This window comes from Nostoc paludosum FACHB-159 (assembly GCF_014698835.1).
Classification (GTDB): Bacteria; Cyanobacteriota; Cyanobacteriia; order Cyanobacteriales; family Nostocaceae; genus Nostoc; species Nostoc paludosum.
In genome coordinates this window covers 44,409-67,695 of the sequence record NZ_JACJTU010000038.1, presented here as the reverse complement: position 1 = coordinate 67,695, position 23,287 = coordinate 44,409, and the positions used below count along the sequence as shown (strand labels likewise).

Genomic DNA, 23,287 nt, shown 5'->3' with positions numbered 1-23,287 from the left:
ACCCCCAGTCCCCAGTCATCATGGAAACAAAAGGTCATTCTCGCCATTTTCTTTACACAGACTGGATATTAACCGAAACCCAGTTTGACCCTGACCAATTGCACTCCAAAGAAACTGTCTTTACAATCGGTAACGGATACCTGGGAACAAGGGGCAGTTTTGAGGAAGGTTACCCCCATGCATTGTCGGCTACTTTTATCCACGGTGTCTATGACGATGTACCGGTGGTGTACACTGAGCTAGTTAATTGCCCTGACTGGTTACCCTTGGTAGCGATCGTCAATGGCGAACGCTTACGTCTCGACCAAGGTGAAATATTGCAGTATGAGCGCAAGCTTAACCTGCGTCAAGGACTTCTGTCCCGTTCTTTGCGTTGGCGTTCTCCCAGTGGGAAAACCATAGATTTCTACTTTGAACGCTTTGTCAGTTTTGCAGACCAGCATGTGTTAGCACAACGGTGTCAGCTCACACCAGTAGATTTTGATGGCGTAATTGAAGTTCAAGGAAGCATAAATGGGTATACAGAAAATCAGGGTTTTAATCACTGGGAAGGACTAGATCAAGGGAAGACTGACGAAGGAATTTGGTTGCAACGTCGCACCCGCAACTCCCAAATTGAATTGGGTATGGCAGCTAAGATGACGATATCAGGGGCACAAGCATCGTTGCAAGTCAGTACTGCGCCTGGTTATCCCACCCTCAGTATGACTTTCTTAGCTCAAGCACAACAAACTGTAACCGTGGAAAAACTCGTGACGGTTTTTACTTCGCGGGACATTGAAACACCAGTTGCAGCAGCTAGAGAAAAACTCGCATGTTTGCCAGACTATGCAAAACTCCTAAAAGCCAGCGAACAAGCATGGGATGAGGTTTGGCAACAAAGCGATATCGTCATTGAGGGGGATAGCACAGCGGCTTTTGCTGTTCGCTACAATTTGTTTGGGCTGCTAATTGCTAGCCCACGGGATGATGAGAAAGTAAGCATTCCTGCTAAAACTCTTTCAGGGTTTGGCTATCGCGGTCATATTTTTTGGGATACAGAAATTTTTATGCTGCCGTTTTTTCTGTTTACCCAACCTGCGATCGCCCGTAATTTACTGAGTTATCGCTGGCACACTTTACCAGGAGCTAGACGTAAAGCAAGCCATTATAGATATAAAGGAGCAATGTTTTCTTGGGAAAGTGCTGCTACCGGAGATGAAGTAACACCACGTTGGTCGCTTCCGACTGATTTTTATGGGGAAGATGTGCGAATTTGGTGTCGCGATCGCGAAATTCATATTAACGCAGATATCCCTTACGCTGTTTGGAATTACTGGCAAGCCACCGCCAATGACGAATGGATGCAAAAATACGGAGCAGAAATTATTTTAGATGCTGCTATCTTTTGGGGTAGCCGGGTAGAGTTCAATCCCGAACGCCAAAAATATGAAATTCGGGAAGTAATCGGAACCGATGAATACCATGAATTTGTCCACAACAATATTTTTACAAACCGGATGGTGCAATGGCATCTAGAAAAAGCGATCGCAGTTTATGATTGGCTAGCTCACAAATATCCAGAACGAGCAAAGGAATTAGAAGAGAAACTGCAACTCACTTCAGAACAGCAAAACCACTGGCAAGACATCATTGCCAAAATCCTATTGTTTTACGACCCATCAACAGAATTAATCGAGCAGTTCGAGGGATTTTTTCAATTAGAAGATATTAACTTAGCAGATTCTCAAGGGCGCGATCGCTCCATGCAAGCGATTTTGGGTATCGATAAAACTAACAAATATCAAGTACTCAAACAGCCAGATGTATTAATGCTGCTTTATTTAATGCGAGGCTCGGCGGATTTTCCCTACAGCGAAAAAGCATTGCAAACAAACTGGGATTACTACGCACCCCGCACAGACATCACCTATGGTTCCTCCCTCGGCCCCGCAGTTCACGCCATCTTAGCGTCAGATTTGAATATATCCAACGAAGCTTACAAACTATTTATGCAAGCAGCAATGGTAGATCTTGAAGATAACCGAGGAAACACCGCCGATGGAATTCACGGCGCCACTGCTGGCGGCGTTTGGCAAGCCGTAATCTTTGGCTTTGGCGGTATCCAATTCGCCGAAAATCGTCCCGTAGCCAAGCCTCATTTGCCCCCTAACTGGACACGCCTGAAGTTTAAACTACACTGGCAAGGGTTATGGTATGACTTTGATTTGCATCAGGAAGTGGGCATGGGGCATGGGGCAGAGGGGCAGGGGGGCAGGGGGGCAGGGGAGCAGGGGGGCAGGGGGGCAGAGGAGAATAATAACTCTTCACTCCTCACTCCAAACTCCTCACTCCTCACTCCAAACTCTTCACTCCAAACTCCAAACTCCTCACTCAACACTCCCAACATCCAAGGAGTCATCTTCGATTTAGATGGTGTGCTGACGGATACAGCAGAACTTCATTATCTAGCTTGGCAGAAGTTAGCGGATGAAGAGGGTATACCGTTTAATCGAGTAGCTAATGAAGCGCTGCGGGGCGTATCCCGTCGTGCTTCGCTAATGCTGATTATTGGGCATAGACCGTATTCGGAAGAACAAATCCAGGAAATGATGGAGCGCAAGAACCGCTACTATGTGGAATTGCTGAAAAATATGACATCTAAGGATTTGTTACCAGGAGCGATCGCACTTTTAGATGAACTCCGGCAAGCTGGAATTAAAATAGGCATTGGCTCAGCCAGCAAAAATGCCCGGACAGTAATCGAGCGATTGGGTATTGCTGATAAAGTAGATGCGATCGCTGACGGTTATAGCGTACAGCAACCCAAGCCAGCACCCGATTTATTTCTCTATGCAGCTAAGCAGCTAGGAATCGAACCAGCGCAATCTGTAGTTGTAGAAGATGCAGCAGCAGGTGTTGAGGCGGCTCTAGCTGCTGGGATGTGGGCGGTAGGTATTGGCCCAGTTGAACGAGTTGGAGCTGCTCATGTTGTTTTGCCCAGTCTAGCAGGAGTTAAATGGGCAGATATACGAAGTCAATTACAAAAATAGGGACAGGGAAGCAGGGGCTTCCGAAATATTTCCCCGCCTCTCCCCGTCTCTCCGTCTTCGCGTCTGCCCCTGCCCCTGCCCTCAACACAATAAGATATTTTTTATTTACAAGTACCTTAGCTCGATTAACCAGTCAATAGTAATCAATTAAGAGGTTGTCACTGATAATTAAAACTGATCGCTGACAATTAATAATTATATAAACTTGAAAAGCTAAAATCGTTCCAGAAAGGAATCTCAAAGGAAACTTAACTTTAGATATCCAATAGGAGCAAAAACGTGAATTTGGACGATTTAGCCCTACAAATACAACATGTACGTCAACGCGTCGCTATATTGCAAAGCAAAAGTGAAGAGCAAAAAGTACAGCAAGATATTGAACTCTTCGCCGCAGTATTTGGGGAACTATACCTGGCTTTGGAAGAATTGCAAGTAGCTAATGAAAACTTCCGACAACAAAATAAAGAATTACACAATGTTCAACAAGATTTGGTAATAGAACATCAACGCTATCAGGAACTTTTTGAGGAATTACCAGATGCTTATTTGGTAACTGATATACAAGGCATAATTCAGGAAGCTAACTCTGCTGCTAGTACTTTGTTCAACATTTCCAAAAGTTTATTAATTGGCAAATTTTTGGAAAATTTTGCACTTGAGAAAGAGTTAATTGCTTTTCATCTGAAACTGACTCATCTGCGCGATCGGCAAATTCCAGAGTGGAAAACCCAAGAATGGGAAGTAAACCTGCGACCGTATGAGAAAACACCGATTATCGTTGCGCTTAAGGTGGCTGCTGTGCGTAATCAACAAGGTGAATTAGTAGGTCTGCGCTGGCTGTTGCGGGATATTAGCGAAAGCAAACGAATCCAGGCAAAGCTGCAATGGGCAGAAGAGGCGATGCGACAAGCACTTGCCAAAGAAAGAGAATTGAGTGAACTTAAATCCCGTTTGCTGACTACTACTTCCCATGAATTTCGCACGCCTTTAGCTGCTATCCATTCTTCTGCGGAATTACTAGAATATTATCGCCATCGCTGGAGCCAGGAGCGACAAAATACTCACCTGCGCCGCATTCAAAAATCTGTAATGCACATGACTCAGCTATTAGATGATGTATTAGTACTGAGTCAGGATGAAATTAGTAAGTTAGGGTTTAATCCAAGGCCTTTGAATTTAGCCGAATTTTGCCAGTATTTGTTAAAACAATTAAAACAGGATGATGGTTCTCAACATGCGATCGCTTTTAGCTATGAATCCCAAAGTACCCAAGCTAACTTCGATGCTCAACTGTTGCGACAAATATTAAATAATTTATTTTCTAACTCTTTAAAATACTCTCCTATTGGCAGTCAAATTAATTTTTATGTTAGTACTACCAGCGATGGAGCTATATTTGAAATTCAAGATTTTGGTATTGGTATTCCTGCTGCTGATATTGAACACATTTTTGAACCTTTCCATCGCGCCAGCAATACCGACAATATTCCAGGGCTAGGATTACGATTGTCCATCGTCAAAAAAGCTGTAGATTTGCACGGTGGGGAGATTAGTGTTAAAAGTGCGATGGATGTAGGAACTACTTTTACAGTTATTGTGCCATTTTCCAGTAATGTCTATGGCAGTTATGCGACGAACCGCACAGACGCAGAGAACACAGAGAAATGAAGAGATTACTACTGTTTTTTATGCGCCAAATTAGCTGTGCCACGCCACTACGTATATTTCTAAGTAACTTTGCACAATAAAACCAAACTATGTTAATAAAAATAATTAATCTAAAACCTTTATTCTTATTGCCTATTGCCTATTGCCTATTGCCTATTTCTTTACGTAGGAAAAAATAAACGGATAGAACAAGAAAATCCAGGTAATAGCGGCGATGCAATTTCGTCGTCATTTAATAAAGTTGCAACTAAAACTAACTGTGCTTTTTCTCGACGATAAATTTCAACTTTTTGAGTAAAGCGATCGAGAATCCAATACTCATGCACGCCGTGAATTGAATATAGTTTTAATTTGGCTTCTTTGTCTCGAAGTTCGTTTTGTTTACCAGGAGATAAAACTTCCACTACTAACTCTGGTGCGCCGGTTAGATGTCCCGCTTCATCTTCAATTTGCGCTAGTCGTTCTCTACTTACCCAAACTACATCCGGGATGATGCTATCTGCTTGGGAAAACAGCATCCCTGGAGCAATAATTGTTTCGCCTAAATCACTAAACTCCGACCAAGCATCAAGCGATCGAGCAATTTTCACACAAACTTGTTGATGACGGCGGTGAGGAGCGGGAGTAACAAAGAGTTCACTATTAATTATTTCATAGCGTTTCCACTCATTTTCAGGTAAAACCTCTAAATCCTGAACTGTCCAGACTACTCCGTCAATGGCTTGGCTCATGATTGTTCCCGTTTGCTTTCTCGATCCAGAATTCTGAATTCCTACTTTACCTAATTCAAATATGTTAATGTCGATGGCTTTTTTTAAATAGCTACTGTTTGAAGACTGATGGTAGTAACGTAAGACAGTTTGGATATTTTTTTTACATACTTCTTGGTCAAATAACTGAGATAGCAATCGCCACAGCTGGCAACCAATTTGTTTAATATAGTCGTGTTCATAACTTATCTGCACCGCGATTTCCGCATAGGTGCGTCCTAGCCAGCTTTCCAGAAATACTACAGATTGAACATCATTAAGCCTTTGCCCAAACGTAGAGCATAAAAGACTATCGACTAGATTTAGGGCTTCTTCTGCCGTCATTAGTCAGCCTGCTTTATTTATAGGTTAGACTTATGAAACTTCTGTTGTCTAAGAGATAATTACGTTAACCGTTACAAATTTTTACAGTAACTACTCACTTTTTCTCACTTATATAGCATTGCATTTGGCTTAATAATTAATACACTGTAGGGAGATAATGGATACCTCGAAATTTATAACAAGGAGATTAATCCTATGAAATTTGGTATTGATATGGGGCACAATTGCCCTCCTCACGATACGGGAGCAACAGGCATCAAACAAGAAGATATTTTAACTAAAGCAGTTGGTACACATTTAATTCAAAAGCTCAAAGCAGCAGGTCATACTGCTATTGATTGCACTGCTACCAGCGCTAGCAGTGTTACGGATTCTCTCAGACAACGAACTAATAAGGCAAATACTAATAACGTTAATGTTTTTGTTTCGATTCACTTCAATAAATTCAACGGTACAGCTAATGGCACAGAAATTTTTGCCATTAGTAATGCATCAAAAGGTATTGCTCAATCAGTTCTCAAAGAGATTGTTAAACTTGGTTTTAATAGTAGAGGAGTTAAAAACGCAGGTTTCTTTGTTCTGAAGAATACACAAATGCCAGCTATTTTAATTGAATGCTGCTTTTGTGATTCTACAACAGATATGGATCGCTTTGATGCTGAAAAAATGGCGGAAGCGATTAAAGATGGATTAATTGGTGAGTCAACTGACGAAGAACATAAATCTGATAAGAAATATGTTTTGGAAATTACCACAAAAACTGTTTTGAAGCCTTCTACAGAACAGGCTTCAGACCTTCCAAAAGAATCTTTAATTGATATCGAGCCAGGGGATTACCCAGTTTTAGATGTCCGGTTTGAGGAAAATCATTATTGGGTTAAGTGGCCGGATAAAACTAAAGGAAATCGAGATGAACATTTTGTTTTTGCTGGACATAGCAAAGTGATAGAAAAAGATTAATGCCAACTCAACCGCTACAAGGGTGTGAATTTCACGTTGATTGTTGACTGATGGCTGTTAACGGTTAACAGTCATCAGTCAACAGCTAACGATTCTAAATAAAAAGGCGTCTTTCATCCCATCCCTGGAAGGAATGGGTTTTACTGATGCCTTTTGATAACGAATTTTTTCTAAATCTTGGCTGGATACTTATATTAATTCTGTATGAAGATGCATTTAATTTTTTTTACGTAGACGCCCAGCGGCTTGCCCCAGGCTACCGCCTTTTCTGGGAGAGAGGATCAAACTCTAGCGATCGCCATTAAACTTGTTGTCCCTTTTGATAAAATGACGATAAAGAAACTCAACAACCTACAGCATCTAGTCTATCAGGAGCGAAGGTGATTCAACTCAGTATATTCATTTTGAAATTTATCCACCACTGAGAAGCTAATTCTGTGCTGTAAAATTTGGGATTTTAGATTGCGATCTGGTGTCTGGTTTAACACTTATCATGAGATCTGATGTTGGGATGCAGGGACGCGGAGAGTTTTTTGATAAGTGATTAAGTAAACATGATATCATTAAGACTACAGAAGATTAAAGCATTTTGTTTGTTAGTCACATCCCTTGAATTAAACTTCAAAGCTAACAGCTAAAGTCTACTTCAGTAGACTAAAAATTTTTAGTAGATATAGCAGTTGCCAGCTAGGTTAGGACATAAACCATTGGTAAAACACAGACAGCAAAAGACTTTTTTTGCCTCTTGCCTGTTGCCTATTACCTGCTATATTTTTTGTAAATCCTTACAATTTCTGCCCTGCGTAAATCGATCGCACTTCGCCGTTACGCCGAATGACTGCTTCGCCATTACTAACATCTACAAGTGTCCAACCACTAGAACCAATGGTTTCACCCATATTGATGCGGCGAGTCACGCCATCAATTTTAAACAAAGCAGCAGATTTATTGCCTAACTCTAGCAATCCTTCCAATGTACTACTCGGAGTCTCTGCCATCGCAGTTGGCAAATACACTTGATGCTGGGTGATAGTTGGTTCTGCTTCTGGTGCGAGTGCTGCACGCAATGGTACAACTGGTAATGCTGGTAGGGGGTTGGGTGTTTGGCGCACGGTTATGGGTGCAGTTTTTGTAGCCACACCTTTCATGTCTGGGCGTACAGCCGCAGCTAACATGTTGACAGTGGCGGGTTTAGCAGCTTGTCGCACAGTATTCAAGGCAGTTTTCACAACATTAGGTTGAGAACCCTGCAATGCTGTGGCAACTTGTGGCAAAAGTGTGGGACTACCAGGAATCGCTGGGAGAGCGTAGCGGATTGGGTTACGCACGTAAATGCGTTCGACAACGTTGCCACGGTTAGGAATTGGTGATGTGTTGTTAGCTGCTAAAGGTGGCAGTGGTGGTAGATTATTACTTGGTAACTGGTTGGCAGCAGCTATTTGGCTAGCACTGGTTTGGCTGTAAAATCCAGGTCTGACGTAGTTTTGATGATTTTTTACACCTTGCTTATCTATAACTGATAGAGCGCTGAGCATGTAGTCAACTAACTCTGCCTCAATTTCTGGCTTTGCCGATACTTCTGACTGTTGCTGTGGCAGTACAAGAGCTGATTCGGGCAATTTGGTATTTAAAAGATGGACAACGCCAGACTGTACCATGTAAATCACACTGGCGATCGCCACGCCTAATGTTGTTCCGGCAATCAGCAGTTTGCCCAAAGCAGAACTGCTTTTGTGGCGCTTTCTAGTAACTGGTTTTACGGTGGCGGTTTCAAACACAACGGTACTCAATTGCTTGTGGTTAGCTTGAGTAACTGACTGGGCCGAATTATTGGCTGTGTTTGCTGAGATAACCTGCGGCATGGTAACTGTTTGCAGTGGGTTCCCTATGCCAGTTGCTACAACTGGAGAGAAGTCACGGTGGTTTGGGCTGCTGTGAACTTCGGGAGAAACCCCGCCAACAGACTGGCTCGATTTTTTCTGACTACTTTGCCTAAAGGTTTGAGAAGCCAGATTACCACTAGCATCGAGAATGTAGTCGATATCCGCAAAGAGTTCATCCATTAAGCCATCAGCATAGTTTTCTATCGACCAAGGTTCGTTGGCGATTAAATCTTCTGATGGTTCTGGAACTATGAGACGGGTCGTGGCTTGTTGTAACATAGACGTTTTGGGTTGTTGCTAGGACAGGGAAACGCCGCTCCTACTGCCTTTTAATCAAGATTTATCCATCGAATAGTCAATGCCCCGTCTGATGAAGACGAGTTATTGAGAGATGGTATTAAAATCAACTTCAATCTGGGGATTGTTAACGAGGGCAGTACTAAGACTTATGTCATCTATCATACCCATCTCGCTCTTTACTACTATACTCGCCCTTTATGAAGTTTTCGTTAAATTAACGCTGTAAACTCTCGCTGGCTCTTTGTTTTACGCAATTCCAGATATAATAACAAGGCGTTAATATCGGCTGGATTGACACCACCTATACGTGCAGCTTGACCGAGTGTGAGCGGTTTGACGTGAGCTAGTTTTTCCCGCGCTTCTTTGGAAAGAGTATCAATTTTTGTGTAATCCAAATCCGCAGGTAACTGGCGGTGAGCTTGGCGGGCGATTTGGTCGATCTGATTTTGTTGCCTAGCAAGATATCCAGAATATTTAATGTCTATTTCTGCACCTTCTTTCTCGGCGCGGTTGAGGTCGGGGTTTCCCAGTCCGAACCTATCGAGGTCAACGTAATGGAATCCCGGACGCCGGAGTAAGTCGTTTAAGGTAATTGAACCTTTGATTGCTTGCTGAGTATGAGATGCGATCGCTATACCAATTTCATCATGTTCTTTGATGCGGGTGTTGGATAGCCGCGATTTTTCTGTGGTAATCTGGGTTTGTTTTTGGGTAAATAAATTCCAACGGCGATCGTCAATTAAACCAATTTCCCGTCCCAAGGGTGTCAAGCGTTGGTCGGCATTGTCAGAACGCAAAATCAACCGATACTCTGACCTACTAGTAAGCATTCGGTAAGGTTCCCGCAGGTCTTTTGTACACAAGTCATCAATTAGCGTCCCGATGTAACTTTGTTCGCGGGGGAAAACAATCATTTCCTGGGAATTCACAAACCGAGCTGCGTTAATTCCTGCCACAAGACCTTGAGCTGCGGCTTCTTCATAGCCTGTGGTGCCATTAATCTGCCCAGCACAAAACAGCCCTGCTATCTTTTTAGTCATCAGCGTGGGATAACACTGAGTTGCAGGTAAATAGTCATATTCCACAGCATAAGCCGGACGTAGCATTACGCATTTTTCCAAACCTGGGAGACTCCGCAACATTTGTAGTTGCAGATTTTCTGGCAACCCTGTAGAAAAGCCTTGAATATAAAGTTCGGGTATATCTCGTCCTTCGGGTTCAATAAAGATTTGATGGCTTTCTTTATCAGTAAAACGAACAATCTTATCTTCAATACTGGGACAATAACGGGGCCCTTTGGCTTCCACCCAACCACCATAAACTGGCGATAGGTGTAAATTTTCCTGAATTAAACGATGAGTTTCAGTGGTTGTACGGGTAATGTAGCAAGGCATTTGTTCGCGTTCTACCCACACATCAGGGTCAAAGCTAAACCAGCGCACATCTTCATCCCCTGGCTGGATTTGCATTTTACTGTAATCCACCGATCGCTTGTCTACCCTGGCTGGAGTTCCGGTTTTGAGTCTGCCGGTTTCAAATCCCAAGCGATTCAGCGTTTGTGTTAATCCCTCAGCCGCAAATTCACCAGCTCGTCCGGCTGGCATTGATTTATTACCTACCCAAATTTTCCCACCCAAAAATGTGCCAGTTGTCAAAATGACGGCTTTGCATTGGAAAGCCACGCCAAAATAAGTTTCCACGCCGATGACTTCATCGTTAGCACCCAACACCAAATCTACTGCCATACTTTCACGGATGGTCAGGTTTTCTTGGTTTTCCACAATATTTTTCATCACCGCTGCATATTCGCGCTTGTCAGTTTGGGCGCGTAAAGCCCAAACAGCAGGCCCTCGTGAAGAGTTGAGGATGCGCTTTTGCAAGTATGTACGGTCTGCCATTTTGCCAATTTCCCCACCCAGTGCATCTACCTCATGGGTCAACTGGGATTTCGCTGGCCCACCCACTGCTGGGTTACAAGGTTGCCAAGCGATTTTATCCAAATTGAGTGTCAATAGCAAGGTACGACAACCGAGGCGGGCAGAGGCGAGAGCTGCTTCGCAACCGGAGTGACCTGCACCGACGACAATCACATCAAAAGCGTCTTGGAATTCAACAAGGTTGTGCATGGTCATACTTACAGGAACAGCAAGCTGAAAGTTCTCTCCAATTTTAACCTTTCCAGTGATTTCATGGATGTAACTTTACTAATAAATAAGTTATCAAATTTACTATTACTCAATAACAAAGAAATTTCTATTTTTTACAAAGATTTCTCATTTTGTCAGTGATAATCACAAGTTGATTTCTGCCGTGATGTAGATTAAACATCTTGCCAAAATAGATAACTTGGAGATATGGCGACAGATACACACAGATATAGTGGGGGCGCACAGTTGTGCGCCCTTACCTGTGTAGATAATTTGGGGATAAATTATTGTTATTAACTCATAATTTTTAACCAATAAATACCTGATTGCCACAAAAACTTTCTGAAGATTAATTCTAATTATATTTAGGTAAATGTTAAAAATGAAAGCTATCGCGAACAAAAAGTATTTCAATAAGAAAATTGTCAAAATTGCAACTTTTATCACTATAGTAATTTCGATGATTTTCGTGCTAGTAGCTAGTCATGAGATTAGCCATCATAGTTTGGGTAAAACTGCCCAACCATTAAACGCATGTTTAACCACTGATTTAGTATCCTGCACAGATACTTCAAAAGATTTATCCCCACAACCATTTATTCCCGACCAAAAATTAAACGAGCAACAGCGTTTTTTAGCAGCGATCGCCAAAAATTTATCGACAATTCCCCAGCCAAATACTTATGAATATACTTTGCTACGTACATACGGCTCAGTTTTTGTCAATCAAGATATAGGAATTAAATTACCACCAAAAGAAATTTTTGCTAATGAAAAAGAAACCCAAGATTTCCAGAATACTTTAACAATGGGTCATGTTGATGGAACTAAAGATTGTTATTTACAAAAATCAGCGGCAGATGCTTTGAATAAAGCACGAAAGCTAGAAAACATTCCACTTAAATCTGGTTATGGTTCTGGAGATTGTACTCGCACTTTCAACACGAATTTAAGATTTTGGCATAAATATGCAAATAATCAAACTTTGGCAAGAGTTCAACAAGGAAAAGAAACAAAAATTCTCGGTGTAGTTGCACCCCCCGGAACTTCACAACATCTCTGGGGATTAGCGATTGATTTACGCGTATCCAGTCAACAACAGAGAAAAGCGCTAAATGAAAATGGCTGGTTTCAAACTGTAGAAAACGATGTCCCACATTGGACTTATATAGGTTTATCTGAAGACAAATTACCTTTGTTTGGTTTGAAAAATAAACTTGTTCGGGGTATTAGTTATTGGTTGACCCCACTTTAAGTCCTGTTAAAAGCTAGGAGACGCGATGAATCGCGTTTCTACAAGAGTTAGGTATTAAAAATCATAATTTATATAATAAAATCTTCTTCCTCTTGATTAAGAAGGTTTTGAATTGTGGCTCCTGAATTCTTCTGTTAGATACTACACAAATTTGGGAATACTAAACCAAAAGGTGTATTGTCAGGGATTTAGGTATGCCAAATGAAGCTGCTAACAACGAGCAAACTTTCTTGATTAGTTTATTAAAAGCAACATATCAAAATCAGGAGTTATATCCGATTTTGCAAGATAACTTAAGTAAACTGAATGATAATTTGGCTTTAATGTTGCGAAAATGGGTAAGCGATCGCTTTGCTAAAGAACCTGCCAATGCTATTAATATAGCTAGAGTTATTGTCAAACTGAGTACAACGATTCAAAGTTTTGAACAAGGCAATCCTGCGATTAATTTAGAAATTGCGATCGCTGGTTATGAAACTGTTTTACAAATTTACAACCGCGAAAAATTTCCTAAAGAATCTAATATCGTCCAGCAAGCTTTGATAACTGCTTATCAGCAACGCCAACATACCCTTTCCAAAACTCTTGGTGAACTCCAGCAGCAGACTGTTCAAACTCAGACTCAAATTAAGATAGTAACTGAGCAATTACAGCAAGAATTACAACAAGCCAATTTACAATTTAAAGATTTAAACACAATAATTAGGCACTTCAAACAGCAAGCAATTAGTTCGGATTCAACATCTTTAATAACTGAACTTCATGATTTAAAACAGCGCCAGATTCGTTTAGAGGAGTTTACTAACACGGCGAATGATTTACCGAAAATTGAGAAGTTCAATACAGCTATTTTTTATGATATTGAAAATTTAACAATGGGCAGAAACGAGCCTAATTTAAATTTTTCTTTAAAACAAATTCAAACTGATGTAGAAAAAGTTGGTATGGTGAATAAAATTGCTATCCAATGTGCTTATGCTGACTGGAGTGATTCGCGTTTAAGGCTACTCAAGAATCAGATTCAAGAACTGGGAATTGAAGCAGTCCAAATTTTTGATTACAGTCATAAACGCAATGCAGCAGATATGCAACTGGCAATTGATGTCATGGAATTAGCTCAGAGTCGCCCTACATTGGAAGTTTTCGTTATTGTATCAGGGGATGGTGCGTTTGCTGCTTTAGCTAAAAAACTCCATGAATATGGAAAGTCTGTAATTGGATGTGCTTACGAAGGACAAATGAATCGTGTCCTTAAATCGGTTTGCGATCGCTTTATACCTATACCTGCTCCCCAAGTTAAAATAGAAGATATTCAAGTTACTGAAGTAACTGAAGATAATTTATTCAATGATGAAATATTTGTCAAAACTAATAAAATTTTACAGGAATTGCAGCAAAATAGCCAGCAAGCTAGTCAACTTCAAAAAGCAGGCATTTCCATGTCTCAAATTCATCAAATTTTGAGAAATAACATCCCAGATTTTGATGAAAAATGGAAAAAATATAATAGTAAATTTACTAACTTTATCAAGAGAATTATTGAAGAATCAAATACTGGTTTAGATATTAGTAACAATAAACTTATTTGGAAAGAAAAGTTAAATACAATTTCTCATGGCTCATCAAAAAAAGCTATCAAAGGTCTAAATAACTCTAGTATTAACTTAAAAGAAATTGCCGTAACTGCTAAAGTTTAAGTTAGTTATACCAAATAATCAAAAATGTGCTTTTTTTGACATAAAATTAGTGCGTTTACCTGGAGTTTAACTTTTTTATCAGCAATTTCAATTACTTGATAAAGCAAACTATTAAAATTTACATTCGGGCTGCGATAATAATTACTACAATAAAATAGTCACACACGCGAACTCTGGAGTTCTGGTAGTGGGTTTATTTGATGATTTGAGTCGGTTTCTAGAAAACCGTTTAGAAGAATTCTTGCGTAACAATCCACATTTGGAGTTAGAGGCGCTGTTAGAACAGCTCCGCGAGCAAGAGGAAGATACATTAAAGCTGATTGCAGATTTACAATTACAAGAGAAGCGATCGCAAGATGATATTCTGGCTACAGCTCAAGAAATCCAGCGTTGGCACATCCGCGTTCAAAAAGCCAAAGACGCTGGTAGACAAGATTTAGTAACTGCGGCAAGCGAACGAGAAGCAGCCTTGTTACGAGAAGGAAATCAGCGCTGGGGACAGATGCAAGGGCTGAAAGAACGCATTAACCAATCTCAAGAATTACTCCGGAAAATTCAGCAGCGACGACAAGAGGTGCAAGCCAAAGCCGCCGAAGCACAAACAGCCCGCGCCAAAGCCCAAACCCAGCAACGCTTAGAAACTAATGGCTGGTGGAATCAAACCACCAGCGATTCTAGTAGTTTTGACGACTTAGAAGAAAAGTTCCGCCGTTGGGAAACACAAGACGAATTAGAGCAAATGAAGCGGAATATGGGAAAATAATCCCAAACTACAGAGCATTAAGGATGAAAGTTAAATACTATTTATCATTTCATCCTTCATATTTCTTATTTTATTGATTATCTGTATTGCCCCTCACAAGTTTAACTATAATTAATCTGATTCAATTTATAAAAATCACAGATCCCTGCCTTCTCTAAGAAGTCGGGGATCTCTTTGTTGACAAGCAAGTCAATTATAGAAATTGTATTGAATTTACTAATCAGGATTTATTTTGATGATAAATTCTAGGAAAGCCAAGTTTTACCTTTTCTTTGTACTACTCCTATCTCATTGTCAGAATACCTAAACTTGTTTGAGTAACCGCTAAGGAGGAAAAGATATAGGAACTTTTGTAGTTAAAAAAGAGTAAGTGCAATTAAAATCACTGTTTTATAGCATCCGTAAATGATTTGCCAGACATGCTGCTTTGTGCTGTTATCCCAGTATTTCCTACATGTTCTCAATGAGAACTGAGGCATGGAAAATAACATGTTTTTAGAATTTTTAGCTAGCCTGCAACGATTATTTGTTGGTTACATTCCAGCCGCTGTATTAGGTAGTTTCATCGGATATTTCATCGGTATGAATAGCATGGTTTATCAGCTATTCAGGCGGATATTTCAGATACCACATAGTATTCCCCCTATAGCTTTACTACCGATTACTTTATTAGTATTTAGAGAAAGTGAAGCTGCTGCTATTGTCGTAATTTTTTTTGCAACTCTCTGGACAGTCATCATTAATACTGCAATAGGCCTGCGACATTTTCATAGACAAAATAAGAACTTTCGAGTAGCTATATTTCATATATTTCATGCTCTGAAAGTTGGGATTTGGGTAGCCTGGTTTACAGTGATTGCCATAGAAATGTTGACAGGGCCAAAAGGACTTGGCTTTCTTCTCTGGGATAGTTATAAAGCTGGTAACATCGATTCCATAATCGAGGCAATACTTTACATTGGTATTATTGGTTTTTTGCTGGATCAGTTGCTAGATTTTGCAGCATATATTCTCTCACAAATGGTTACAGATGGCAAAAAATCTTCGTAGTAAAATTTTTAATTTTAGATTGAAAAAGCCTTCGTAACCTGGATTTAGTGAATCCATATACGGCGATCGCTTTTGAAATTAGTATAAAATTTATCAGCAAAATCCAAAAGGAAGTAAGATTTTCGCCTGACAAGATTGGATGGTTTATTTGTTATAAACCCATTACGCGATTGAAATATTTAGCGTGATTCTATTTTAGACACTCGCTCCTCTAGTTTATTGACTTGTTGTTTCAATTCAATTACTAAAGTTGCAAGGCGATCGAACATAGGATCTTGCCGTGATAAATTCTGTCTGGAACCTGTTGATTGTCGTGGAGTAAGTGTTGTTCTTGGGGATGGCGATCGCCCACCTCGATTTATTTGAGATTCTAGCTGGTTTAACCGCGACTCAACACGATTAAAGTCCGCTTCCAAGTTGTTTAGACGCGACTCTATTTGCTGCGATGAAGCAGTGTTTGAAAATAACCCACCCCAGATAATTACTCCTAAAATACCAGCAAGTATTAGCAGCTTGATTTTATTCATATTAATATCTTGCACTGTTCTTCATAACTGAGAATTCAGAATTCAGAATTCGGAATTCAGAATATGCTCATGCCTAAACTCAGGGGTTCCGATAGAGTACTCAGGCTTTGAGCAAACACTCAGCATTACCCAGATTATAAAAATTACTGAATTCTGACTTATGACTCCTGAATTCTGAATTCCGACTTGTTATTTATCCTGTTCTAAATTAGAAAATAACCTCTGCCAATCGATAGAGTTAACAGTATTATTTCCCTCTTTCACCTCAAACGTGACATTACATGCCTTTGCTATTTTTAGTACTTGCACGCAAAGTTCTGCGACATCTTCACGGCTAATTTTGCCTTTAATATTATCGCCTTGCTCAAATATTAATTCCTTACCCCCTGCTTCCTCAGTTAAGGCACAAGGTCGAATAATTGTATAAGGAATTCCACTTGTTCTTAAACTATCTTCTCCTTTGAGTTTCCAAGTTAAAATTCCTCCCAATTGGTCATTTAATCTCACTGCTGGGGGTTCTTCATCTAAATTAATGCCAGGACGCCCAGGACGAGTTACGCCTGCTGAACTGACAAGGATAAACTGGGGAAATTTTTCGCCGCCGTAAGCTTTAATTGATTCTAACTGGAAAGCAAAACCACCTGGAGAAAATTTAGGATTTAAAGCGCCGTCATATTCAAATTTGCTCAACATCAGTTGGAATGAACAAATTCTACTTTGTTCAATTGGCGGTGCATCTTTGACAACTTTTGCCCGAAATACAGGAACCAAATCTTTAAAGGGAACGTGAATATCAACCCAGGTATTAGCTACAGTATCGAAAGAATAGCTATAGCCAATGCCATCCCATTTTGTATCTGTTCGGAGAAAGATTTTATAACGCTGACCGTCACCTTTGACGCGCAATTTCACACCTTCATAACCAGATAAATTAAATGGTGGAGCGAAATTCTTAGTTCTCACAGAAGCAAATCCGCCAGAGTTCGCAGTGGAAACATTGCCAGCAAACAAAGCTGTATTTTCCACTAATTGGATATTACTAGCACTCACGCCACCCATCACGACATCATCCAGCGCTCCCCAAACATCTTTTAATTCTGCTGATGGTTTTGTAAAATCAAATATTAGTTGTTCGTTTGCTTGGGGCAAATATTTTGCTGCTGCTTGCACTAAGTTTTTGACACCTTGATATTCGACATTTTCTGGAGTGTCACCAACAATTTCTGGCTGGTAAAACTTAACACCTTGGTAGTATTTTTCTCTATCTGCTGTGTCTCCCTCTACTGGTTGTACGCGCACTGCCGTGCAACAAATTACAGCTTCAATATTAGCCATAACTACAGGAGTTAAAGTTTCTGGTTTGGTGATATCTGCAACTACTAAGTCAACATCATTACCAAGAATTGACCGTGCTTTGTCAATATCTCTCACCAATGCGCGAACTTTATAACCGCGTTCGAGCGATCGCTTTACCACTCGCTTACCTACACCACCTGTCGCACCTGCTACTAATATTACACCCACATTTCTTCCTCCATTGGGTCTATTTCGATCATCCTGAGGACGGCCTTGGATTAATTGCTGTACCCAGTTAAGGAAAGGAATTACCTCAAAGTAAGTCAGGGTTTCGATAAACCTGCCTAAGTCCCATTGAGAACGATTTTTGTCAGTCATATTTGCGTCCTCATAACTTTCTTCACTCTAGCAATTTTGGGGAGTAGCGAGTGGGGGAAATGAGGAGCAGCATGGGCAATGTATGATTTATAACTCCAATGCGAGGTTTAAGATATGAATCCACGCGTAGCAACATCGTAATATAAAAGCGGATATTTATAAATTCAGCTAATCGTGGCGATGTCTACGGCCGGCTACGCCTACGCATTTAAAAATCCCATTGATGACTATCAACATCACCATCTAGGTGTTAGAGATTGGGTACTGGGTATTAGAAAATAGTAATTTTATTTACTAGTCCCCAGCACTACCTCAAAGCTTCGTCTAATTACTCACATTTTAATAATTTAAATTTTGCTGATAAATTCCTAAGAAATTTCTCAAAAAAATATCAGCTTTCTAAACATTACTCCTTATATTTATATAATTTTTAAAATAATTATTTAAGTAATAATACATTTAAAGCTGAAACCAAAAGCTATATTACTGATTGATGTATTGTGTATTGAAGCCATGAAAATAAAACATTTGTTAATTGTAAGTTTGTTTTCTCTTGCCATAGCTAGCTGTACGACAGAAGTATCAAATAAACAGCCTAATAAAACTCCTGCGCCTGTTAGTACATCTGTTACAGCATCTTCAACTCAGACCAAGCCTTTAGGCCAATCAGCAGAATCTCAAAATTCAGCTGTTATCAAGTCAGGGACGTTTGTTTCTGGAGAACATACAACTCAAGGAACAGTCCGTATTACTAACAAAGACGGCAAATCATCTCTAGAGCTTGACCAGTCATTTACAACCTCTGAAATGGGGCCAGATTTGGTAGTAATTTTGCATCGTTCAGATAACGTCATCAATTCAACTAAGCCACCATCGTATCCTTTAAAAAAAGGAGACTATATCGTTATTGCTCCTTTACAAAAATATAGTGGCGCTCAAGCTTATTCCATTCCTCAAAACATCAATTTAGCAGACTATAAATCTGTTGCTATTTGGTGTCGCAAGTTTAATGCTACTTTTGGCACTGCCAATTTGAGTTCGTAAACATTAAATTAACTCAAAGCTCAACAATAAATCACAGATAAAATATTCCTTCGCCTGCTGAACCTTTGCAGGGATAAAAAATAATGCAATTTTAGGTTTCGTATTATGAATACGAGGGCGATCGCTATAATTTATTTTTTAGAACAATTTCCCCTTTGTTATTAATCTTCACCGGATTTTTAGGAAAAGCTTGATTATTCAAGTAACGCAAAAGTTTCACAGTCGTAAAATGCCGATCTACTTGAGGAATTCCCTGCTTATCCATGCGAATAGGGATAACTTTACTTGATACCAAATTTCCAGATGAATTGAGTTTGACTTCTAAAATTAGGGAGTCACCAGCTTGAGCATTTGTAGATAAAGTCCGATATCCCAAAAAATTTCCTAAAGAATAGGCTATGATTTTATTCTTATAAATTTCCATCGCTCTCGGAACGTGAGGGCCGTGCCCCAATACTAAGTCTGCTCCTGCATCAATCATTTTTCTGGCAAAATTGATTGAATTACCTCGGTTTTCTCCATAAAAAAACTCTGTCTGATTTTTAACGTGTAATGCCTCGGTTCCTTCGGCTCCAGCGTGCATCGATACTATTACAATGTTGGCATTCTTTTTGGCTTCTGTTACAAGTTTTTCGGCTGCTGCTAAATTATGGATGGAATTATACATTTCATAAGGAGAAAAACCAATCATCCCTACAGGTATATTGTTAGCTTTTAGATAGAGAATTTGGTTTTTATGACCTAATGTAGCAATACCCGCAGCCTCAAGATTCTTCTTTGTATCTTTGAACCCTACCAAGCCAAAATCCATTGCATGGTTATTCGCCATATTGAATACATTAAAACCAGCTTTAGCAAATAGCTGAGCATATGCAGGTGGGGAGCGAAATGCAAAAACTTGTTCTCGATTAATATCTTTAGTAGTGTATGGATAATTAGTTAAACTACTTTCAAAGTTACCAAACAAGATATCAGATCCTTGCAAGTGGGTTCTCACTGATTTTGGTAACAGTCGATCTCGAAAGCGGGGTAATCTGTAGTTAGGAAAATTAGTACCAGGAATAATATCTCCAACAGCTTTAATGGTAATTGTGCCTGCAAAGGTTTGTTTTTTTGATGTTGGCTGTGTAGATTCAGGTATGGTCAATGGTAACAAACCAGGTTGAGCAGGTGTAGTAGCAGCATTTGTTCGCTGGGATTGCCCCAGCCGAATTACGATTCCTGCACCAATACCCAGATAAAAACAAACACCAACAAAAGCGAACGAAACTGCTCGCCCTAAGCTTGTATTAGCCATCGTTCACTCCTCACACGATGGCATTAGTTTATCCTAAAAATCTGTGTTCGCGATGTATATTTTAGTGTTTCCTAGCAAATATCAAGCTAAGTAATTACTGAAGTATTGTCGTTCTAACTTGCGTGCAATACATCTAGTAATTAGAAGGTCACAGCCGAAACTTCTGACTTTTAGTATGAGTTGTAAGACTATGTTGTTAACGGAGAGGGGGGGATTCGAACCCCCGTTGAGTTTCCCCAAAACGCATTTCGAGTGCGTCACCATGAACCGCTCGGACACCTCTCCAGTTATTTATTCACAGATTTGAAATTTATTTACGTTCAAATCTTCTAACATCAGGGAAATATCTAGTACATCCCCTTTGATATAATAGCATTCAAATTAATCAAGCGATCGCCTGAATTCAGCTTCACTAAGGCATGTAGAGATCTGTATAGCTATATATAATATGCGAATGTACAAATCGGGATGACTGGATTCGAACCAGCGGCCCCTTCGTCCCGAACGAAGTGCGCTACCAAGCTGCGCTACATCCCGCCATAAAAATGGCATTATAAATCCAAAATATCACAAGCTGTGCCAAATGACAAAATTAGATCTATATACGATCGCTTCACCAAAGGCTTTGCTTGCTACCATAAAATTTGTATAACTTTAGTGGTAAAAGCGGATTGTGACTGTAAAACCAGACTGGTTGCGGGTGAAAGCACCTGGGCGTGAGCGCATCGGTAACGTTAAAGACATTTTGCGGGATTTAGCCCTCAATACAGTTTGCGAGGAAGCGTCCTGTCCGAATATTGGTGAATGCTTCAACGCTGGTACTGCCACGTTTTTGATTATGGGGCCGGCTTGTACGCGTGCTTGTCCCTACTGCGATATCGATTTTGAAAAAAAACCCAAAGCACTAGACCCCACCGAACCTGCACGACTAGCGGAAGCTGTTCGCCGCATGAAACTTAATCATGTGGTAATCACTTCTGTAAACCGAGATGATTTGCCAGATGGCGGTGCATCTCAATTTGTGGGGTGTATTAATGCAGTTCGTACCATATCACCCAACACTACAATTGAAGTACTGATTCCTGACTTGTGTGGTAATTGGGATGCTTTAGAGTTGATTCTCCAAGCTGAGCCAGAGGTGTTAAACCATAATACGGAAACCGTCCCACGCTTGTATCGTCGGGTACGTCCCCAAGGGAACTACGATCGCACATTAGAATTATTGCAGCGAACTCGCCAACTTTCTAAGAGCACCTACACTAAATCCGGTATCATGGTTGGACTCGGTGAAACTGACGCCGAAATTCGCAAAGTAATGCAAGACTTACGAACTGTAGATTGCGACATTTTAACAATTGGGCAATACCTCCAACCCAGCCAAAAACACCTGAAAGTAGATGAATTTATCCACCCAGAACAATTTGCTGCTTGGAAGGCATTCGGCGAAGAAATAGGATTTTTACAAGTTGTTTCTTCACCATTGACAAGAAGCTCATATCATGCAGAACAAGTCAGGGAATTAATGGAACGTTATCCGCGCTCAAAAGTTAGGAGTTAGGAGTTGGGAGTTGGGAGTTGGGAGTTGGGAGTTAGGAATTAAAAGTTATGAGTGAGCAGATGTACTCCAACTCAAAATTCTCCCTTGCAATTCTGGGTGCAGGTGCTTGGGGTAGGGCGCTGGCAAATCTAGCAGCTGCGAACGGCCATGAGGTGCGTCTTTGGTCGCGTCACAGTTCTCAAACTCTCGAAGCAGTACTCAAAGATGTCCAAATAGTCTTGTCGGCTATCTCTATGACAGGCGTCAGAGATGTTGCTTACCAAGTCCACTCTTTCCCCCTTTCTCCAGAGACAATTTTCATCACAGCAACCAAAGGGTTAGATCCTCAAACCACCTGTACGCCATCGCAAATTTGGCAAACAATATTCCCTAACCATGCAGTAGTTGTTCTGTCAGGGCCGAATTTATCTAAAGAAATTGAACAAGAATTACCAGCAGCAACGGTGGTAGCGAGTAATATTCCCAAGGCTGCTGAAGTAGTGCAGTTAGTATTTTCTTCACATCGTTTCCGGGTATATACCAATCCCGATCCCCTTGGTGTAGAACTAGGGGGAACTCTAAAAAATGTTATTGCGATCGCTGCTGGTGTGTGCGATGGTTTACAACTGGGAACTAATGCCAAAGCTGCTTTAGTCACCCGTGGACTTACAGAAATAATTCGCGTCGGTAACGACTGGGGCGCAAAGACGGAAACATTTTATGGTTTATCCGGTCTAGGAGATTTGTTAGCAACCTGCAACAGTCCCTTAAGTCGCAATTACCAAGTCGGCTATCAGCTAGCTGGCGGTAAGACACTCACAGAAATTCTGGCAAATTTACAAGGAACCGCTGAAGGAGTTAACACTTGTCGGGTTTTGATACAACGAGCCAAGCAACAAAACATTGCTGTGCCAATTACCGAGCAAGTTTACCGCTTACTTCAGGGTGATATCACAGCCCGACAAGCACTTGATGAACTGATGCTGCGAGATATCAAACCTGAGTATAACTACTAGCAGGCAGATACGGCGACATAGGGAAAAAGGACACGGAGGCGCAAAGATACGGGGACACGGGGAATCGATAGCAAACACTCTCCGCGTCAGAGCGTTTCTTTCTCCCTGCATCTTCTTCCCACACTAATCAGTTCTCCCCAATCTATTAGTTAAACTTATTCCCAAATAATCCTGAGAAAAAATTGCTAAATCGTCAGGATATTACTTTGGTAGCCATGTAAATGTGACTATGACAAATATAAACAAGATATTCACTGAATTATGTTTATACAGTGTTACAAAAGTAACTATCAAAAACCATCAAATTTGAAATCTTAACTAAGTAGTTTAGATCTTGAAAGCC

Annotated in this window: 16 protein-coding genes and 2 tRNA genes; 10 read left to right on the top strand and 8 right to left on the bottom strand. The window is 40.5% G+C overall.

Features of this window, described 5'->3' with window-relative positions:
- Positions 1 to 20: 20 nt before the first annotated feature.
- Both pgmB and H6H03_RS28490 read left to right on the top strand, forming a co-directional pair.
- Positions 21 to 3,032, top strand: coding sequence for a beta-phosphoglucomutase (gene pgmB / locus H6H03_RS28495; protein ID WP_190958425.1), 3,012 nt, complete (start codon positions 21 to 23; stop codon positions 3,030 to 3,032).
- 279 nt (positions 3,033 to 3,311) lie between these two features.
- The gene (locus H6H03_RS28490) at positions 3,312 to 4,700 is read left to right on the top strand and encodes a PAS domain-containing sensor histidine kinase (RefSeq protein ID WP_190958418.1); all 1,389 of its coding nucleotides are present in this window, start codon (positions 3,312 to 3,314) and stop codon (positions 4,698 to 4,700) included.
- 161 nt (positions 4,701 to 4,861) lie between these two features.
- Here H6H03_RS28490 and H6H03_RS28485 read toward each other — a convergent pair whose 3' ends face one another.
- Positions 4,862 to 5,431 (bottom strand): Uma2 family endonuclease, encoded by a 570-nt coding sequence (locus H6H03_RS28485; RefSeq protein ID WP_190958424.1) that lies wholly within the window; start codon positions 5,429 to 5,431, stop codon positions 4,862 to 4,864.
- A 558-nt stretch (positions 5,432 to 5,989) separates the two neighbouring features.
- Between H6H03_RS28485 and H6H03_RS28480 the strand changes: the two genes are divergently transcribed.
- Complete coding sequence (locus tag H6H03_RS28480) at positions 5,990 to 6,754, top strand: N-acetylmuramoyl-L-alanine amidase (RefSeq protein WP_190958417.1); 765 nt, start codon at positions 5,990 to 5,992, stop codon at positions 6,752 to 6,754.
- 785 nt (positions 6,755 to 7,539) lie between these two features.
- On the opposite strand, the gene H6H03_RS28475 is transcribed toward H6H03_RS28480, so the two are convergent.
- Positions 7,540 to 8,916: a hypothetical protein gene (locus tag H6H03_RS28475; protein ID WP_190958416.1), complete on the bottom strand. Its 1,377-nt coding sequence runs from the start codon at positions 8,914 to 8,916 to the stop codon at positions 7,540 to 7,542.
- A 230-nt stretch (positions 8,917 to 9,146) separates the two neighbouring features.
- Positions 9,147 to 11,069 (bottom strand): tRNA uridine-5-carboxymethylaminomethyl(34) synthesis enzyme MnmG, encoded by a 1,923-nt coding sequence (gene mnmG, locus H6H03_RS28470; RefSeq protein WP_190958415.1) that lies wholly within the window; start codon positions 11,067 to 11,069, stop codon positions 9,147 to 9,149.
- Between the two features lie 397 nt (positions 11,070 to 11,466).
- On the opposite strand from mnmG, the gene H6H03_RS28465 reads away from it, so the two are divergent.
- From H6H03_RS28465 to H6H03_RS28450, 4 genes are all read left to right on the top strand, one after another.
- Positions 11,467 to 12,339 carry a D-alanyl-D-alanine carboxypeptidase family protein gene (locus H6H03_RS28465; RefSeq protein WP_190958414.1) on the top strand — a complete coding sequence of 291 codons (873 nt, stop codon included), beginning with the start codon at positions 11,467 to 11,469 and terminating at the stop codon, positions 12,337 to 12,339.
- Between the two features lie 194 nt (positions 12,340 to 12,533).
- Complete coding sequence (locus H6H03_RS28460) at positions 12,534 to 14,036, top strand: NYN domain-containing protein (RefSeq protein ID WP_190958413.1); 1,503 nt, start codon at positions 12,534 to 12,536, stop codon at positions 14,034 to 14,036.
- Between the two features lie 187 nt (positions 14,037 to 14,223).
- Complete coding sequence (locus H6H03_RS28455) at positions 14,224 to 14,799, top strand: TIGR04376 family protein (RefSeq protein WP_190958412.1); 576 nt, start codon at positions 14,224 to 14,226, stop codon at positions 14,797 to 14,799.
- A gap of 477 nt (positions 14,800 to 15,276) precedes the next feature.
- The gene (locus H6H03_RS28450; protein WP_190958411.1) at positions 15,277 to 15,849 is read left to right on the top strand and encodes a nitrate transporter; all 573 of its coding nucleotides are present in this window, start codon (positions 15,277 to 15,279) and stop codon (positions 15,847 to 15,849) included.
- A gap of 179 nt (positions 15,850 to 16,028) precedes the next feature.
- Here the strand turns inward: H6H03_RS28450 and H6H03_RS28445 are convergent, their stop codons facing one another.
- Together H6H03_RS28445 and H6H03_RS28440 are read right to left on the bottom strand one after the other, a co-directional pair.
- Positions 16,029 to 16,376: a hypothetical protein gene (locus tag H6H03_RS28445; protein ID WP_190958410.1), complete on the bottom strand. Its 348-nt coding sequence runs from the start codon at positions 16,374 to 16,376 to the stop codon at positions 16,029 to 16,031.
- A gap of 189 nt (positions 16,377 to 16,565) precedes the next feature.
- The gene (locus H6H03_RS28440) at positions 16,566 to 18,050 is read right to left on the bottom strand and encodes a CIA30 family protein (RefSeq protein ID WP_190958409.1); all 1,485 of its coding nucleotides are present in this window, start codon (positions 18,048 to 18,050) and stop codon (positions 16,566 to 16,568) included.
- Positions 18,051 to 18,563: 513 nt separating this feature from the next.
- Between H6H03_RS28440 and H6H03_RS28435 the strand changes: the two genes are divergently transcribed.
- Positions 18,564 to 19,094 (top strand): DM13 domain-containing protein, encoded by a 531-nt coding sequence (locus tag H6H03_RS28435; protein ID WP_190958408.1) that lies wholly within the window; start codon positions 18,564 to 18,566, stop codon positions 19,092 to 19,094.
- Positions 19,095 to 19,218: 124 nt separating this feature from the next.
- On the opposite strand, the gene H6H03_RS28430 is transcribed toward H6H03_RS28435, so the two are convergent.
- The 3 genes from H6H03_RS28430 to H6H03_RS28420 all read right to left on the bottom strand — a co-directional run bounded on the left by H6H03_RS28430 (position 19,219) and on the right by H6H03_RS28420 (position 20,928).
- Positions 19,219 to 20,391, bottom strand: coding sequence for a CapA family protein (locus H6H03_RS28430; protein ID WP_190958407.1), 1,173 nt, complete (start codon positions 20,389 to 20,391; stop codon positions 19,219 to 19,221).
- A 200-nt stretch (positions 20,392 to 20,591) separates the two neighbouring features.
- Positions 20,592 to 20,676: transfer RNA gene (locus H6H03_RS28425), tRNA-Ser, on the bottom strand.
- Positions 20,677 to 20,854: 178 nt separating this feature from the next.
- Positions 20,855 to 20,928 (bottom strand) — tRNA-Pro (locus tag H6H03_RS28420).
- 136 nt (positions 20,929 to 21,064) lie between these two features.
- Here H6H03_RS28420 and lipA point away from each other — a divergent pair.
- Together lipA and H6H03_RS28410 are read left to right on the top strand one after the other, a co-directional pair.
- Positions 21,065 to 21,949 carry a lipoyl synthase gene (gene lipA, locus H6H03_RS28415; RefSeq protein ID WP_190958406.1) on the top strand — a complete coding sequence of 295 codons (885 nt, stop codon included), beginning with the start codon at positions 21,065 to 21,067 and terminating at the stop codon, positions 21,947 to 21,949.
- Positions 21,950 to 21,996: 47 nt separating this feature from the next.
- Positions 21,997 to 22,944 (top strand): NAD(P)H-dependent glycerol-3-phosphate dehydrogenase, encoded by a 948-nt coding sequence (locus H6H03_RS28410; RefSeq protein ID WP_390842905.1) that lies wholly within the window; start codon positions 21,997 to 21,999, stop codon positions 22,942 to 22,944.
- Positions 22,945 to 23,287: the final 343 nt, after the last annotated feature.